Origin of the sequence: Shivajiella indica, assembly GCF_042683085.1 — a bacterium.
GTDB lineage: Bacteria > Bacteroidota > Bacteroidia > Cytophagales > Cyclobacteriaceae > Shivajiella > Shivajiella indica.
This window is the reverse complement of record NZ_JBHUIV010000011.1, coordinates 1-14,491: the sequence shown is the minus strand read 5'-3', so window position 1 is coordinate 14,491 and position 14,491 is coordinate 1. Positions and strand designations below refer to the sequence as shown.

The 14,491-nt window shown below is 37.3% G+C and carries 16 protein-coding genes; 7 read left to right on the top strand and 9 right to left on the bottom strand.

The window, feature by feature from the left end; translation table 11 throughout:
* Positions 1–4: 4 nt before the first annotated feature.
* Positions 5–865 carry a glycosyltransferase family 2 protein gene (locus tag ACFSKV_RS07835; RefSeq protein WP_380801402.1) on the bottom strand — a complete coding sequence of 287 codons (861 nt, stop codon included), beginning with the start codon at positions 863–865 and terminating at the stop codon, positions 5–7.
* Positions 866–1,108: 243 nt separating this feature from the next.
* Here ACFSKV_RS07835 and ACFSKV_RS07830 point away from each other — a divergent pair, with 243 nt between their 5' ends.
* From ACFSKV_RS07830 to ACFSKV_RS07820, 3 genes are all read left to right on the top strand, one after another.
* Positions 1,109–1,891 (top strand): FkbM family methyltransferase, encoded by a 783-nt coding sequence (locus ACFSKV_RS07830; protein ID WP_380801401.1) that lies wholly within the window; start codon positions 1,109–1,111, stop codon positions 1,889–1,891.
* Between the two features lie 207 nt (positions 1,892–2,098).
* Positions 2,099–2,584, top strand: coding sequence for a low molecular weight protein-tyrosine-phosphatase (locus ACFSKV_RS07825; RefSeq protein ID WP_380801400.1), 486 nt, complete (start codon positions 2,099–2,101; stop codon positions 2,582–2,584).
* Entirely contained in the window at positions 2,577–3,449 is an 873-nt protein-coding gene (locus ACFSKV_RS07820) for a fructosamine kinase family protein (RefSeq protein ID WP_380801399.1), read from the top strand. Before ACFSKV_RS07825 ends, ACFSKV_RS07820 begins: the two co-directional genes overlap by 8 nt.
* Here ACFSKV_RS07820 and ACFSKV_RS07815 read toward each other — a convergent pair whose 3' ends face one another.
* Positions 3,450–4,715 (bottom strand): aspartate kinase, encoded by a 1,266-nt coding sequence (locus tag ACFSKV_RS07815; RefSeq protein ID WP_380801398.1) that lies wholly within the window; start codon positions 4,713–4,715, stop codon positions 3,450–3,452.
* A gap of 60 nt (positions 4,716–4,775) precedes the next feature.
* Between ACFSKV_RS07815 and fbp the strand changes: the two genes are divergently transcribed.
* The gene (gene fbp, locus ACFSKV_RS07810) at positions 4,776–5,807 is read left to right on the top strand and encodes a class 1 fructose-bisphosphatase (RefSeq protein WP_380801397.1); all 1,032 of its coding nucleotides are present in this window, start codon (positions 4,776–4,778) and stop codon (positions 5,805–5,807) included.
* 63 nt (positions 5,808–5,870) lie between these two features.
* Here fbp and ACFSKV_RS07805 read toward each other — a convergent pair whose 3' ends face one another.
* The 3 genes from ACFSKV_RS07805 to yihA are packed head-to-tail and all read right to left on the bottom strand — an operon-like array spanning position 5,871 to position 7,317.
* A complete protein-coding gene (locus tag ACFSKV_RS07805) occupies positions 5,871–6,170 on the bottom strand; it encodes a hypothetical protein (RefSeq protein ID WP_380801396.1) in 300 nt (99 codons plus the stop codon).
* Between the two features lie 47 nt (positions 6,171–6,217).
* Positions 6,218–6,652, bottom strand: coding sequence for a DUF5606 family protein (locus ACFSKV_RS07800; RefSeq protein WP_380801395.1), 435 nt, complete (start codon positions 6,650–6,652; stop codon positions 6,218–6,220).
* 56 nt (positions 6,653–6,708) lie between these two features.
* On the bottom strand, positions 6,709–7,317 hold the full coding sequence (yihA, locus tag ACFSKV_RS07795; protein ID WP_380801394.1) for a ribosome biogenesis GTP-binding protein YihA/YsxC: 609 nt from the start codon (positions 7,315–7,317) through the stop codon (positions 6,709–6,711).
* 155 nt (positions 7,318–7,472) lie between these two features.
* Between yihA and ubiE the strand changes: the two genes are divergently transcribed.
* Positions 7,473–8,195: a bifunctional demethylmenaquinone methyltransferase/2-methoxy-6-polyprenyl-1,4-benzoquinol methylase UbiE gene (gene ubiE / locus ACFSKV_RS07790; protein WP_380801393.1), complete on the top strand. Its 723-nt coding sequence runs from the start codon at positions 7,473–7,475 to the stop codon at positions 8,193–8,195.
* Complete coding sequence (gene porT / locus ACFSKV_RS07785) at positions 8,144–8,926, top strand: type IX secretion/gliding motility protein PorT/SprT (protein ID WP_380801392.1); 783 nt, start codon at positions 8,144–8,146, stop codon at positions 8,924–8,926. Before ubiE ends, porT begins: the two co-directional genes overlap by 52 nt.
* 185 nt (positions 8,927–9,111) lie before the next feature.
* Here porT and ACFSKV_RS07780 read toward each other — a convergent pair whose 3' ends face one another.
* The 4 genes from ACFSKV_RS07780 to ACFSKV_RS07765 all read right to left on the bottom strand — a co-directional run bounded on the left by ACFSKV_RS07780 (position 9,112) and on the right by ACFSKV_RS07765 (position 13,086).
* Positions 9,112–10,224 carry a diaminopropionate ammonia-lyase gene (locus ACFSKV_RS07780; RefSeq protein ID WP_380801391.1) on the bottom strand — a complete coding sequence of 371 codons (1,113 nt, stop codon included), beginning with the start codon at positions 10,222–10,224 and terminating at the stop codon, positions 9,112–9,114.
* Positions 10,225–10,244: 20 nt separating this feature from the next.
* A complete protein-coding gene (locus ACFSKV_RS07775; protein WP_380801390.1) occupies positions 10,245–11,588 on the bottom strand; it encodes an alpha/beta hydrolase fold domain-containing protein in 1,344 nt (447 codons plus the stop codon).
* A gap of 13 nt (positions 11,589–11,601) precedes the next feature.
* Positions 11,602–11,823: a YgaP family membrane protein gene (locus ACFSKV_RS07770; protein WP_380801389.1), complete on the bottom strand. Its 222-nt coding sequence runs from the start codon at positions 11,821–11,823 to the stop codon at positions 11,602–11,604.
* 102 nt (positions 11,824–11,925) lie between these two features.
* On the bottom strand, positions 11,926–13,086 hold the full coding sequence (locus ACFSKV_RS07765) for a PQQ-dependent sugar dehydrogenase (RefSeq protein ID WP_380801388.1): 1,161 nt from the start codon (positions 13,084–13,086) through the stop codon (positions 11,926–11,928).
* Between the two features lie 146 nt (positions 13,087–13,232).
* Here ACFSKV_RS07765 and ACFSKV_RS07760 point away from each other — a divergent pair, with 146 nt between their 5' ends.
* The gene (locus tag ACFSKV_RS07760; protein ID WP_380801387.1) at positions 13,233–14,351 is read left to right on the top strand and encodes a sugar phosphate isomerase/epimerase family protein; all 1,119 of its coding nucleotides are present in this window, start codon (positions 13,233–13,235) and stop codon (positions 14,349–14,351) included.
* Positions 14,352–14,491: the final 140 nt, after the last annotated feature.

Genomic DNA, 14,491 nt, shown 5'->3' with positions numbered 1-14,491 from the left:
GATTTTAAACTATACCTTTGAAACGATCGGGGATTTTGACAACCAATTTCCATTTGGCCATGGTCGGTTTATTCCATGCATAGAATGGCCTTACAACAGTCTGAAAATTGCGGGCAATATTCAGCCATTTTTCATCAGTTTTTGGCTTTGATTTGGAAACAATGTCAATGGTTTTTGCCCGTTTTTTAATATGCCCTTCCCTACCAGTAGCCATTCTGTCTTTGTCCAGAAAACGGTCCTGTATCATTTTGTAATCCACAGATCCAAAATGGAACAAGTATAGGTTAGGGTCAATTTTAAAGTTATGACCTTTTATGCGGTGAAATCCTGAACCCCAATTGACAGGTTTTGAGATTACTGAGGGTTTAGTATATCGCGAAGAGAGCAGTGCAAATTCCCTTTGTTCCAAAAATGGTCTCTCTTTGTCCAAGTCAGGTTCTTTCTCCAAAACTTGCCCTACATCTACCCCAAGTCCTGAAACTGAGGGATTGATATCAATTTCACTCAAGTAGGTTATCAAATTTTTCCCAATTTTAGGGTCTACTATCAAAAATTCATCTGCATCCACTCCGATGATAATATCATAATTATCCAAAAGTGATTTGGCCACTTTGGAAAGAAAGCCCAAACGGCGTTTTTCTGCCTTCACCACATGCTCTGCCACTCTTTTTTCATGGGATACGTTTACGCTACCTGCATTTTTTGGTACAGGTTGATCCTCACCATCCAAAAAGATAAAGCAGTTTTCTTCCCCCAGTTCCTTTCCGTAATAATCAATCCAGCGGGTTAAGAAAAAATCATCATTTCTTGCCATAGTGATCACAGCAATTTTCTTGTTTTTTCCCCCTGATGAAGTATTTGGCATAAATGATAATTAAACATTCAATCCCTGTAAAGTTACTTGGATTGTGGCTAAAATGAAATCAATGATTTGTTTTTAAGTGAAGGGTTGTGATTACTGGTGTTTTAATTTCACTTTCTTATTGATTTTTTTATTTAATATTATTCAATAATTGGCTTAAATTATAGAAAGTAGAAAAGCTATTATTACTATTAATGATTAAATAAAATTTATATTGAGAAATTTGATTGGTAATGCAAAGCTATTATGAATTTAAAATACTCCTTTAAAAAAAAATATAATCGCCTGAGGTTTAACCTTTGTGCCTCCGAAAACCCATTTTATCTTGCTTTTTATAAATACCTTTATAAGCCGCCAAAAGGATCTCTTTCAGAATTTTTGGACAATTATTCCAGGGAAAATTCTCCCATTACTTTTCTGCAAATTGGGGCAAATGATGGTTTTATTTATGACCCCCTTCAGAAATTCATCAAACGAGATAATTGGAACGGAGTAATGCTGGAACCTCAACCAGATGTTTTCAGAGAGTTTTTGGTGAAAATTCATGCGAAAAGGCCAGAAATCATGCCTGTTAATGCAGCTTTATCTTTAGAGGATGGGAAAACCGTTCTCTATACAATTGCTTTCAGCAAGGAGCGTTGGGCTACTGGTCTTTCAAGTTTTAATAAAAAGGTTTTATTGGATAAATTCAGGGATGGGACCATTGCCAAAAAAGCAGCAAAAGAAGGAATAGCTATTCCTGAAAATCAAGAAGATTGGATAAAAGGGGTAGAAATTGAGGCGATTAGTCCTAAAACTCTTCTGAAAAAATTTAATGGGAAGAAGATTGACCTTTTGGCCATAGATACGGAAGGTTTTGATTTCGAAATTTTAAAAATGTTAGACTTGAAATCAATAAACCCTTCAATTATTATTTATGAAGAAGAACACTTTGATGAGGAAACCAAAAAAGCTTGTAGGAAATACCTCGAAAGTCATGGCTATTCCTACCATGCCGTAGGAAGAGATGTGTATGCTAAAAAGGATTAAGGCAAATTTTCCGGATTATTCTTAAGCGGAAGTAACCTTAAAGTAACTTTCCTTTTTAAATCCTAGATTGAGCATAAAATTGAAGCAAAAGATTTACTAATTCCATGCGTTTAAAATTTGTTTAATAGGTCTTATTATTGTACATAAAAAATTCCTAAATTGTCCTTGATGTAATTATTAAGTTTGTTTTTGCCCTAGTTAGCCCTTATGATTAAAGTCCTATTTATATGTTTGGGGAATATCTGTCGCTCTCCAATGGCTGAAGCTATTTTCAATCAGAAAATCAGGGAATATGGGCTTGAAGATAAATTTGGTAGTGATAGCTGTGGGACATCCGATTATCATATAGGGGAATTGCCGGATGAACGGACCTTGAAGTGTGCTGAAAAATATCAACTTAAGATCAATCATAGAGCAAGACAGATCAATAGGGTGGATTTAAGGGAATTCCATTACTTGGTTGCTATGGATCATTCTAATCAAAAAAATGTAAAATCCCTTTTAGATAAATATAAGATCCATCACAATAAGCTTTATTTGATGAGGGAATTTCAGCCTGATGCAGAAGACCTTGAGGTTCCGGATCCTTATTACGGAGGAGAAGAAGGCTTTGACCGGGTATATGAAATCTTGGATAATTCCATTGATCATTTTTTAAATACATTGAAAGAGGGCCATTCTGATCATGTTTGAAACCAATCAATTTTATGAAAGTATATTTTTTTTAAGTTTTGGTAAAACTCCCGATTTTAAACAGGTAAGGTTGATTTCAGCAGGAAATGTAAATCAAGGAGTCTTGTTGGAAGTAAAGGAAAGTAAGTTTTTTCTTAAAGTAAACTTTGAACCTGATGCAGTTATTTTTGAAAAAGAGGCGGATGGTTTGAATATTCTTCGGAAAAATTGTCCTTTGAAAATTCCTGAAGTGTATCATTTTGGAAGATTCGAAGAGAGAAATTTTTTGTTGATGGAATGGATTCAAGAAGAAAAAATAAATAAATCCTATTGGGAGAAACTGGGGGAAGGATTGGCCCAATTACATATGGCCAGCTTTCAGTTTTTCGGTTATCCAACTGATAACTTTATCGCTTCACTTTCTCAAATTAACAGTTTCAACGAATCATGGCTGGATTTTTTCATAGAAAGCAGATTAGAACCTTTGATTGGAAAGGCCTATTTTGAAGGCTTGGTCAATTTGGAATTTTTGAAAAAATTCAGAAAAATCTATGCCCAACTTGGTAATATTTTCCCAAGAGAAAAGCCCTCCTTGATTCATGGAGACTTATGGTCTGGAAATATAATGATAGGACAAAATGGCAATCCCGCATTGATTGATCCTGCTGTTTATTTTGGTCATAGGGAAATGGATTTGGCCTTTTCTAAGCTTTTTGGGGGCTTTGATAGGGCTTTTTATCAATCCTATCAGGATAATTTTCCCTTGGATCCCGGTTTTGAGGAAAGAGAAGCTATTTATAACCTTTATCCTCTTTTGGTGCATGTATTACTTTTTGGTAAAAGTTACCTTTCAGGAATCGAAAGAACTGTCGGAAACTTTCAATAATCAGGGCTTAAATACCATTTGAAAAGTCGTTCTTGTTAACTGTTCCATCAGAATTTCCCGGTCTTGCATCAAATCTTTCATTAGAATTGGGTTATGGTTTTTAACCGTGATTAATTGTAAGGAATCATTATACCGTATTTCGAACTCCTTCCCTAATTTTTCTATGAGATTTTCCAGTTTGTATATTTGTTTATCAATGACAATCGAAACGCTTATCGCAGAAGTCTGTAGTAAATTTACCCTTAGTTTAAGTTTCTCCAGCTCTGAATAGATACTGTGGATATGTCCTTCGTTGATAAAAGTAAAATCTGTTACCTTAAAGCTCACTAAAATCTGCTCATCCTTCACAACGATGCAAGGAACTGTATTTGGAGTAGATACCTTATGGATAATCGTTCCTGATTTTTCAGGTTGATTAAATGATCGGACAAAGAGGGGAATTGACAAGTTGGCTAAAGGTTTGATAGTTTTGGGATGGATCACAGAAGCCCCATAATAAGTGAGTTCAGCTGCTTCTTTATAGTCAAGTTCCTCAAACTTGACTGTATTGGAAAAGCGTTTTGGATCGGCATTCAATACCCCTTCTACGTCTTTCCAAATGGTAACAGAGGCAGATTTTAAGCATGATCCTAAAATAGCTGCGGTGAAATCAGAACCTTCTCTGCCCAAAGTTGTGGTATTCCCTTTTTTATCCCTTCCGATAAAGCCTTGCGTTACCACTGGAAATTTATCCAATATGGGCCTAAGGTTTTTTTTTGTTTTTAAGGCAGTTGTTTCCCAATCTACTTTGGCAAACCTGAAATCCGAATTGGTCCGTATGATTTCCCTGACATCCTGCCAAATACAATAAATGCCCATTTGGCACAAATATTCCTGTAATATTCTGGAAGAAATTAATTCTCCATAGGCAATTACCTGATCATAATATGGGTCATAGTTTTCTTTGGTCAGCGGCTTTTCCAAGTCCCTTAATAATTGTAAAAAGTAATTTTCAATTTGAGAAAAAATGGAATGATTGGGGTCAAATAAATCATGGCAAATATCCAGATGATATTTTTTTAAAATTGTACTATTCGGAGAAAAATCTTCTCCTTTTATTTTTTTGTCAATTAGGTCTTCCAGAGCATTAGTAGTTTTTCCCATTGCGGAGACTACGATCACTGTTTGATTTCGCAATCGATTGAGCAAAATTTTGGATACGTTTTTTATAGAGGCTGCATCTTTTACTGAAGCACCTCCAAATTTGAAAACAAAAGTTTTTGACATCTAAAATTATGTTGTAATTTTCGTAACAGAATTTCCCAAATATAACTTTTCCTATATTTTATGAAGATTAAGCAATATGTTCCCAGCACCTCAAATCTTGCCTATTCTGTCGGTGTAACATTAGACAGATTTATCAAAATGAAACAGGATGATTTTCCCTTTGCTTCAGGGGAATTGTCCCAATTACTAAGAGATATTGCTCTGGCCTCAAAGATAGTAAATAGGGAGACTAATCGTGCTGGTCTTTCAAATATTGGTGGCGCATTTGGAAATACCAATATTCAGGGAGAAGAACAGCAGAAATTGGATGTCATTGCCAACATCAGGTTTACTAGGGCACTTACTAAAGGAGGTGAAGTATGTGCAGTGGTTTCAGAAGAAGATGATGAGGTGATTGACCTCCAGAATAAATCAGGAAAATATGTGGTAGCCATTGACCCCTTAGATGGTTCTTCAAATATTGATGTCAATATTTCCATAGGGACGATTTTTTCGATTTATAGAAGGGTCACGCCGATCGGAAGCCCAATTCAAGCTGAAGATATCATGCAACCTGGGAGCCAACAAGTAGCTGCAGGATATGTGCTTTACGGTTCATCTACCATGATGGTCTATACCACTGGGAATGGTGTTAATGGTTTTACCTATGAACCCTCTCTCGGTGAATTTTTCTTATCCCATCCCAATATGAGTGCTCCTGATAACGGCAAGATTTATAGTATCAATGAGGGGACATCTAATTTGTTTGAACCTGGTTTGAATAAATATATTGAGACCTGTAAACAAAGGGAATACAGTGCGAGGTATATTGGAAGTTTGGTGGCAGACTTTCATAGAAATTTACTGAAGGGTGGAATTTATATTTATCCAGCTACCTCAAAAGCTCCCAATGGGAAATTGAGGCTCTTGTATGAAGCCAATGCCCTTTCTTTTATTGCAGAACAGTCTGGTGGAAAAGCATCTGATGGTGCCCAAAGGATTTTGGATATCCTGCCACAGAGCCTTCATCAAAGAACCCCTTTGTATATCGGCTCCAAAAAAATGGTGGAAGAAGTGGAGGAAGTCCTGAGAAACTACAGAGAATTTGTTTAACCCAAAAGTCAAATAGAATTGCTATTTCAATTCAGTCCGTTAAGTTTTCGGAAATGAGATTGCTTATTTGCTATACTTTTGCCGTATTTCAATCTTTTGAACCTGACGCTTGACCAGGGCAGTAGCCAATTCCATCGCCATATTTTCAGGTGGCGATTCGTGAAGAATGGCTTTTAATCTGTTTTCTCCTAAATCTACCCGATAACAAATATTTAAAAGTTTTTCAAATTCCCTGTCCAACATTTTGGAAACAATAGGGGTAAGAAGTTGGATTAGCTTTTCCTCTGTTAGTTTTTCTTTTACTAAAGGTAATTCGAAGTCCTGCTTCAAAAATTCCATGGTACTTTGAATGTTGTCCCTCATGGCTTATGTTAAAATTAAAAAGTGGGCAATTAGGTCCCACTTTTTATTTATTCTGTTTTTTCTTCTTTGGATTCCTCTTTTTCATTGTCCAACAGTACTTCTGGGACGTGTTTTTTGATGATTCCATACCAGGCTACCAGTTTTTTGATATCCGAAGGATAAACTTTGTCTTCATCATAATCCGGCAATATATGCTTTAGAAATGCCTTTAATTCATCTGCATCTGCATCTGCTTCCAAGCCCAAATCACCATTAAATTCTTTTTCAATTTTTTTCATGATATCTTCCAAAGGAGAAGCCCCTTCTTCAGTCATGGTATACATGGAAATTTCACCTAAAATGGAAACACGGTGATTGGTACCCACTACTAGTTTTCCTTTTTTTTCATCAAGGGATTCAAGAATAACACCACCCCTGGTGGGTTTTAATACCTTGTACAATCCAGGTTTGCCTGCAACTGTTGCTATTTCGTTAAATTTCATTTTCTGATTTGAATTTGAGCCTGCAAATATACTTAATCCGTTAAATTGCCCAAGTATTACTTATGCGTATCGTAATAATCCTGAACCTCGTTTTCAATAAAGGCAATCAATTCTTCCTTCCCTTCTCCGGTTTGCGCTGAGGTAATAAAGTACTGAGGCTCTTCCCCGAATATTTCTATCGACTCCTGTAAGAATTTTTGTACATTGGATTGGGTTTTGGATTTACCCTGCTTGTCTGATTTGGTAAATATCAGGAAAAAAGGAATTTCATTGTTCCCGCACCAGGTAATAAATTCAATGTCTATTTTTTGGGGGTCTAACCTGCTATCAACCAAAACGGCAACGGCGACCAAGTTGTCCCTGTTCTTCAAATAATCGCTGATCATTTTCTCCCAGGTCGATTTGATGCTTTTGCTTACTTTGGCAAAACCATACCCGGGTAAATCAACCATATACCAATTGTCATCTATGAGAAAATGGTTGATCAATTGGGTTTTACCTGGCTTACCTGAGGTTTTTGCCAGGTTTTTGTTGTTCGTTAGCATATTGACCAAGGAACTTTTTCCAACATTTGACCTGCCGATAAATGCGAATTCAGGTTTGGTAGGGGAGGGGCATTTCCTGTAATCCGTGTTGCTTATTAAAAAACTGGCTTTCTTGATCATAGCATTTATTTTTTTGCAAAGGTAAGCCTTTTCAAGAAATTCTATTTTTTCAGGGTAAAATTACTGAAATCTCAAGCTTTCAATTTGGGATTAATAGGCAACAATTTTTATATGCTCGGGTTTACTTAGTAATATTGTACAAATTTATTTTATCCATGACAGTAGTACCGTATAAAGACAAACAGGAGGGAAAGAAAGAGCAGGTTGCGGAAATGTTTAACAACATCAGTAAAAAGTATGATTTTTTGAACCATTTTCTTAGTTTAGGTATAGATATTATTTGGAGAAAGAAAGCGGTAAAAATGCTTCAAAAAGACCAGCCTAAAGTTATTTTGGATATTGCTACAGGTACTGGGGACTTTGCCATTGAGGCATTGGCCTTAAATCCTGAAAAGATTATTGGGGTGGACATTTCAGAAGGAATGTTGGAGGAAGGTCGTAAAAAAATGAAAAAGCGAAAGCTTGACCATATCATAGATCTACAATTGGGCGATTCAGAGAAGTTACTTTTTGAAGATAATAAGTTTGATGCTGTTATCGTTTCCTTTGGTGTAAGAAACTTTGAGAATCTTGAAAAAGGTCTTGCGGATATGTACAGGGTTTTGAAGCCAGGAGGGAAGACAGTGATTGTAGAGTTCTCAAAACCTAAAAAATTTCCAATGAAACAAGGATATAATTTTTATTTCAAATATATTTTACCTCAAATCGGTAAACTAGTTTCAAAAGACAATTCCGCTTATACCTATTTGCCTGAATCCGTTCAGGTTTTTCCTGACGGAGAGAATTTTCTTACTATATTAAAAAAGATTGGTTTTAAAAATACACAATGCAAACCATTAACATTCGGTATCAGCTCTATCTACATTGGCGAAAAATAGGATTTTTCGTACTAGGTCTGATCCTTATTCAAATGGATGCCTATGCCCAGGCCAGATTTAATGAAATCAGTAAAGCTGGACAGGATGAAAAGTTAATATCCTATGGGTTCTTTCTTGCAGCCCACACCAATTATTATCAGTTAAAATATTCAGAAGCCTTTTTAGACCCAAATTCTGGGGTTGGGACTGATATAGAAAGTATCGTCCCTGTTTATAATCCAGGGTTTTCTTTGGGCTTCTTGGCTATCCTGAGGATGCATGACCAGTTAAATTTGATGTTCACGCCCAAAATCGGATTTTATGAATTTAAAACAGACATCAATTTTTATGGTAATCCCGCTTCATCCAATAGTGAAATTGCTTTTACCCGGAGAACAGAGACTGTACTATCTGAAGTCACCATGGTGGAATTTCCATTATTATTTAAATATAAAGCACAACGGTTCAACAATAGCCGAATGTTTTTTACGGCAGGTGGTAGTGCCATGTTCAGGACCAAAGCTCAGGATGAAGCAGATATTGACTTTATTGTAACTACAGGAAAAGATTTTACAGTAGACCTGGGCATAGGTTTTGACATGTATTTCAGGTATTTCAAATTCAGTCCTGAAATAAGGTTTTCACATGGGTTGAACAATCTTTATAGACCTGAGACAACAGATGCAAGAGTAAGGGATGTGATTTCAGAGTTGAGGAGAAAGTCCATCACCCTCTATCTTCATTTTCAATAGATGGCTTCAATGTTCTGAGGGCTTGTTTGGGCCGGTCGACATTCATTTTTGATCCAAATAAGTTTTTTGTAAATTTTTATTAAAAAGACTTCAATCCTTTACAATTCCAAGCCTACTATTTAATTTGATGGATTACCAAATTACATTTTCACTTGGATTATATCAGTTTTTGGATTTTTATCAATTTATTGGTTCATTATTTTGTTGAAACTATCCAAATCTGTAGCCCCTTCTGTATTATAGAATAAAATATTAGTTGTTGGGTTGATTTCTAATTTTTCTTTTAATAACTGTAAATCACCAGAAGTCATAATCGCAAAAAATCCCGCCAAACCTGCGGCACCCGATTCACCTGCAATGATTCTTTTATCATTCCCATTGGGATAATACAACTCCCTCATGGCATGTTCTGCAAACTTATCCTTTATTTTTATTGAAATGTCTGTGCCGCTTTGGATAATGTCCCAAGCACTTAAAGATGGAATGCCACAGTTTAAACCAGCCATAATAGTATTAAAAGTACAATTTGGAATGACCCTTTTACCTGCCTTGAATGATGCCAAAATTCCGTCAGACTCCCAAGGTTCTATCACTATAATTTTGGGATGATTGCTTCCATAACGGTTCAGATAATACCAAATCCCGGAACCAGCCCAACTTCCCACACCTGCCTGTAGGAAAACTATATCGATTTTTGGTTTTGGAAGGCAATGTAGATTATCTTCCAATTCTTGAAAATGTGTTAAATATCCTGCCATGATTTGGGCAGGAATTTCTTCATAATTTTCCCAAGCGGTATCCTGGACAAGTTTCCAGCCTTCTTTTTTGCTCATTTCTTTAGCCATAGCACAGGTTTCATCATAGTTTCCATCAACTTTAATCACTTGCGCACCTTCATATTTAATGGCGTTAATTCTGTTGTCAGTTGTATCCCTTGGAACAAAAATAATGGCTTTTTTATGGGCAATTTTTGATGCCCATGCCACTGCCCTGCCATGATTACCGTCAGTTGCTGTACAAAAAACTTCTATATGGGGTTGAACTTCCAGGATTTTGTGAATGGCATAAGAAGCCCCCAAACCTTTAAAAGCATTCAATCCGAAACGATGGGATTCATCTTTTACATAAATATTCCCTACATAATATTTTTGGGCTAAGTTTGGAAGACTGACAAGGGGTGTGGGTTGGTATAACGGTAATGTTTTATGGTATTCTATTGCCCTACTTGCTGTCAATATTTCCGTTGTCAGATTTGAGCTGATAGTATTTTTGGGGTAGTTTATGAAATAGTTTTCCATGGTATTTTTCCAATTCAAAATTAATTCTTTTGGTTGGCGATTAATGCCATAAATCTTTCCATATCATAGAATAAATTATGGGCTGCCGGTGCAATAGAGGGAAAAAAACGACTAAATGCATGATCAGTTTGAGGTAAGATGTGCAATAAAGCAGGTACTTTTTGTTGAATAAGTTTTTTGTATAAAAGACAGGTGGATTTTACCGGAGCCATAATATCATGATTACCATGTATTAGCAAAGTCGGAGGACATGTTGAATTCACATAAGTGAAGGGAGAATATATGGTGTATTTTTCAGGGCATTGGTCCGGTGTCCCTCCCATTAAAGGTGCAATCGTACCTACTTTATCAATTCCCTTATCAATTCCCAGCCTATTATAATTATTGCCTATTATTCCTTTTAGCCAGGAAGGAATCTTTATGGGTGATTTTTTAACTAAGCCCTTGTTTTTTAACCATGCAGTTTTACTCTCATCAGTATGATAATACAATGCTTCCAGATCGGAAACAGGGTATTCGGTAATCACAGCAGCACAGTTGATGTTTTTTCCTATCAGTTCTAATGGTGTAAACCTGGGATCGTTACCGGTAAAGGCTGCCATCAATCCCAGATATCCACCTGATGAACCGCCCCCTATAGTGATTAACTCCGGGTTTACTGAATAGCGTACTGCATTTTCCTTCATCCAGAAAATGGCTCTTTTCACATCATGTATCATACCCATCAGGTCAGTTTCAAATGCAAGTCGGAAAGCTACATCCATAATCACGTGCCCCTGCGCAGCAAGATGCCTGAATAGTTCCTCAGTACGAAAGTTTTTATCCATGGTATAAAACGCACCACCATGCAAAAAAATGAAAGCAAGCCCTGATGGTTTAATCATGGGCGGTGGCTTTACTATGTCACACAATAGATTATGATCAGTACCAGGAATAGTTGCATAGGGAATGTTTTGCTCTAGCTGTGGTTCAGGCCAACTTGGCAATTTCAGGATCATACGGTGGGGTATGAAGTATTTTTGTTGTTCTGGAAGTATTTGATTTTCCCAATTCTTTCCAAAGGCTTGTTCAAAACCGCTTGAGGAAGGAGGAGGAAGGGTAACACAGATAAAATGTTGTAAATAAATCAGAGTGACAAATGCACCCAAATACACAATAAAGGAATTGCCTGATGTTAAACCAATCATAAGTGTCATCAAACCGATGAAGATGAATACTGTGGAAAATGCCGATACAGATACTTTTAATCCCCAAAGGGTTGTTGCGGGCCAGCGCGATTTAACAAATAAAACAATACTCAAAAATGCCACTGGGATAGCAACTGTGTAAACAATAATCTGTAGGGCTGATGCCAGTATATTCATGGATTGAAATGGCCTAAGGCTTGTCCACTTTTTTCTTTGACCGGCGGGTACTCATATTAAAAATATCATACAATGGAGCATATGAAGTAAGGCCTGTAAATAGGTACAGACCAGCTAACAATAATACGACCACCCCCCATGTACCAGTTATTATTCCATCGAAATATAGGTAAGCACATAATCCTGCCAAAAAAAGGCGAAGAATTGTATGTGCTTTTCCTAAATTCTTTTTCATAACCTATTCCATAAATGCTAACAAAATTTATAAAATTTTATCCTAAAAAAAAAAGCCATGCTGTTTCCAACATAGCTTTTTAAATTGTCCAATTTTCTTTTCTCAGTTACCTTGAGGAATCAATTTTACCAATAGTCCTGTTGCCTCTGTAATGGCATAAATGTAGCCGTCCGGGCTTTGAGAAACCTGTCTGACGCGTCCGATATCTTTCAAGAGGGTTTCTTCACCCACGGCTTTGGTTCCTTCCAGTTCAACCCTTGCAATTTGCTGACCCGCAAGTCCTGCCACCAACACATTTCCTTTCCATGCAGGATATTTATCTGAGCTAACCAAAGTCATTCCACAGGTTGCAATGGATGGCACCCAATATTTTACAGGTTGTTCCATTCCTTCTTTTTCGGTCAGTTCCGTTAAAATAGTGCCATCATAATTAATACCATAAGAAATGACAGGCCAACCATAGTTTTTGCCTTTTTCTATCAGGTTTAATTCATCACCACCTTTCGGTCCGTGCTCAACCGCCCAGATTCTGTCATTTGCCTTGTCGTAAATCATTCCTTGTGGATTTCGGTTACCATAGGTCCAAATAGACGGTCTTGCACCTGGAGTATTTACAAAAGGGTTGTCTTCAGGGATTCTTCCATCATCATAGATCCTGTGGATTTTGCCGTGGTCATTATCCAATTCCTGGGCATTGGCAGGCCTTGATCCTTTATCTCCATTCGAGAAATACAAGTATCCTGCATTGTCAAAAACAATTCTGGAGCCGAAGTGTCTCCCTCCTTCCCATGCAGGTCCACAAACAAAGATTTCCTCTACACTATGCAGGTTGTTTCCATCAAGCTTTGCCCTTGAAATCACCATTACATCTTTCTCACCTTCAGGTCTGGCATAAGATAGGTAAATCCAGCCATTGTTGGCATAATCAGGATGTACAGCAATGTCCAATAACCCAGCTTGATTAACTTCATGGACTGTTGGAACGCCAGTCAGCTTTTCCCCTGTGAATTTATCGTCTTTGAAAACCAGGATTTCGCCTTTTCTTTCGGTTACCAACATCCTGCCGTCAGGAAGCCAGGTCATTCCCCAAGGGCTTTCAAATTCTGTGAACAGGGTGTCAATTTTTATGGTCATTTTTTCAGTGACCGTAGCAAAGGGACTGGGTTCTGTATTTGTTTCTTCTACTTTCTTTTCCGTGCAGGCAACCATGCTGATAGCCAAACCTACAACTAAAATAAAAGAGCGTTTTTTCAGATTTTTCATATGGTTTAATTTGGTCTTTGCTTCAAATTTAATCATTTAACAGGAGAATTGTTTGGAAGCATTTGACAAACGGTGGATTTTATAAAGAAAATGCCTTTTAAATGCCCCAATGGCTCTTTATATTTAGAAAAATCAAAAAATACCTTATGAATCAGATTTGGATTATGACATCTGCCTTTGATCAATTGGATTTAGATCAAACCATTGAAAAGGCACAAGAAGCCGGAGTCCAGGGCTTGGATGTCTGTGTGTTCAGAAAAGATGGCACACGGGATGATTTTGTTGCTACCCATATAGATTATGATGCTTTTGGCCCTAACCAAGCAAAAGAGATCTTAGAAAAATTCAACCAAGCTCAGTTGCGCTTGTCTATTGGGGCTTTTGAAAATCTGATCGGGGGAGATCCTAACCATAAGCTGAAAAATCAAAACCATCTCCTCAAACTGATCCGAATGGCCTATCTTATGGGAGGGGATGAAAATGATGTGAAGGTAGGTACTTTCGTGGGCTATAACCATGAAATTGGAAATCAGGAAAATGGTTTTGAAAAAAATCTGGAAGAATATCAAAGAATATTTACTCCCATTATAAAATATGCAGAAGATTTGGGAGTTACCGTTCTTTATGAAAATTGTCCTATGGAAGGTTGGCGTTCATCAGGATACAGTACCACTTTTAACAACCTTTCAGGGGTATTGGCCGCCAGGAAAATCATGTACGAACTGATTCCAAGTCACAATCATGGGGAAATATATGACCCTTCCCATGATATCTGGCAAAATACAGATCCGGTTTCCGTGATCCAACATACCGATATGTCCCGATTGCAACGTATCCACGTGAAATCAACCCGTAATCTTCCAGATCCGTTTTGGGGCAATATGTATCCCATGCAGAGGGTAAAACCGGAATGGGCCAAAAAAGCCGGTATACCATACAGCACCAATGAATGGGACCGGCATCACTATGAAGCCACTCTGCCTGGCTTCGGTGTAGGGGATAGCATGGATTGGAGATCCTTTGTCAATGTTCTCCAAGAAAGAGGTTTTACCGGACCCTTTGAAATCGAAAATGAAGCAAAATTATCCAAACAGACCGGAAAGATGGGGGCTATCATGCAGGGCTGTAAAGCGGCGGTCCAAAACCTGGCACCCTTGCTGTATCCTTTGACAGATGACGGGTTTGTTTACCCAAAAAATAAAATCCAGCCTTTGAAAGATCTTAATAGGAAGGATGTGAAAGTGGTGACGATGGAGGAGCTTTGAAAATTACCAATTAACAATTACCAATTAATGCCGTTTAGTTAGCGGTTAATTGACTGAATTTCACTATATTAGAGATATAAAATAAGGCTTCCGAAAGCAGGGAGTGCAGGAAGCCTTAAAACTTTAATTGTAAATGAATT

Coding starts and splice junctions, on each gene's coding strand:
- ACFSKV_RS07765 (WP_380801388.1), bottom strand. CDS start 13,086: ATGAAAAATCTGAAAAAACGCTCTTTTATTTTAGTTGTAGGTTTGGCT.
- ACFSKV_RS07820 (WP_380801399.1), top strand. CDS start 2,577: ATGTTTGAAACCAATCAATTTTATGAAAGTATATTTTTTTTAAGTTTT.
- ACFSKV_RS07825 (WP_380801400.1), top strand. CDS start 2,099: ATGATTAAAGTCCTATTTATATGTTTGGGGAATATCTGTCGCTCTCCA.
- ACFSKV_RS07775 (WP_380801390.1), bottom strand. CDS start 11,588: ATGAATATACTGGCATCAGCCCTACAGATTATTGTTTACACAGTTGCT.
- yihA (WP_380801394.1), bottom strand. CDS start 7,317: ATGATCAAGAAAGCCAGTTTTTTAATAAGCAACACGGATTACAGGAAA.
- ACFSKV_RS07760 (WP_380801387.1), top strand. CDS start 13,233: ATGAATCAGATTTGGATTATGACATCTGCCTTTGATCAATTGGATTTA.
- ACFSKV_RS07830 (WP_380801401.1), top strand. CDS start 1,109: ATGAATTTAAAATACTCCTTTAAAAAAAAATATAATCGCCTGAGGTTT.
- ACFSKV_RS07805 (WP_380801396.1), bottom strand. CDS start 6,170: ATGAGGGACAACATTCAAAGTACCATGGAATTTTTGAAGCAGGACTTC.
- ubiE (WP_380801393.1), top strand. CDS start 7,473: ATGACAGTAGTACCGTATAAAGACAAACAGGAGGGAAAGAAAGAGCAG.
- fbp (WP_380801397.1), top strand. CDS start 4,776: ATGAAGATTAAGCAATATGTTCCCAGCACCTCAAATCTTGCCTATTCT.
- ACFSKV_RS07770 (WP_380801389.1), bottom strand. CDS start 11,823: ATGAAAAAGAATTTAGGAAAAGCACATACAATTCTTCGCCTTTTTTTG.
- porT (WP_380801392.1), top strand. CDS start 8,144: ATGCAAACCATTAACATTCGGTATCAGCTCTATCTACATTGGCGAAAA.
- ACFSKV_RS07780 (WP_380801391.1), bottom strand. CDS start 10,224: ATGGAAAACTATTTCATAAACTACCCCAAAAATACTATCAGCTCAAAT.
- ACFSKV_RS07835 (WP_380801402.1), bottom strand. CDS start 865: ATGCCAAATACTTCATCAGGGGGAAAAAACAAGAAAATTGCTGTGATC.
- ACFSKV_RS07800 (WP_380801395.1), bottom strand. CDS start 6,652: ATGAAATTTAACGAAATAGCAACAGTTGCAGGCAAACCTGGATTGTAC.
- ACFSKV_RS07815 (WP_380801398.1), bottom strand. CDS start 4,715: ATGTCAAAAACTTTTGTTTTCAAATTTGGAGGTGCTTCAGTAAAAGAT.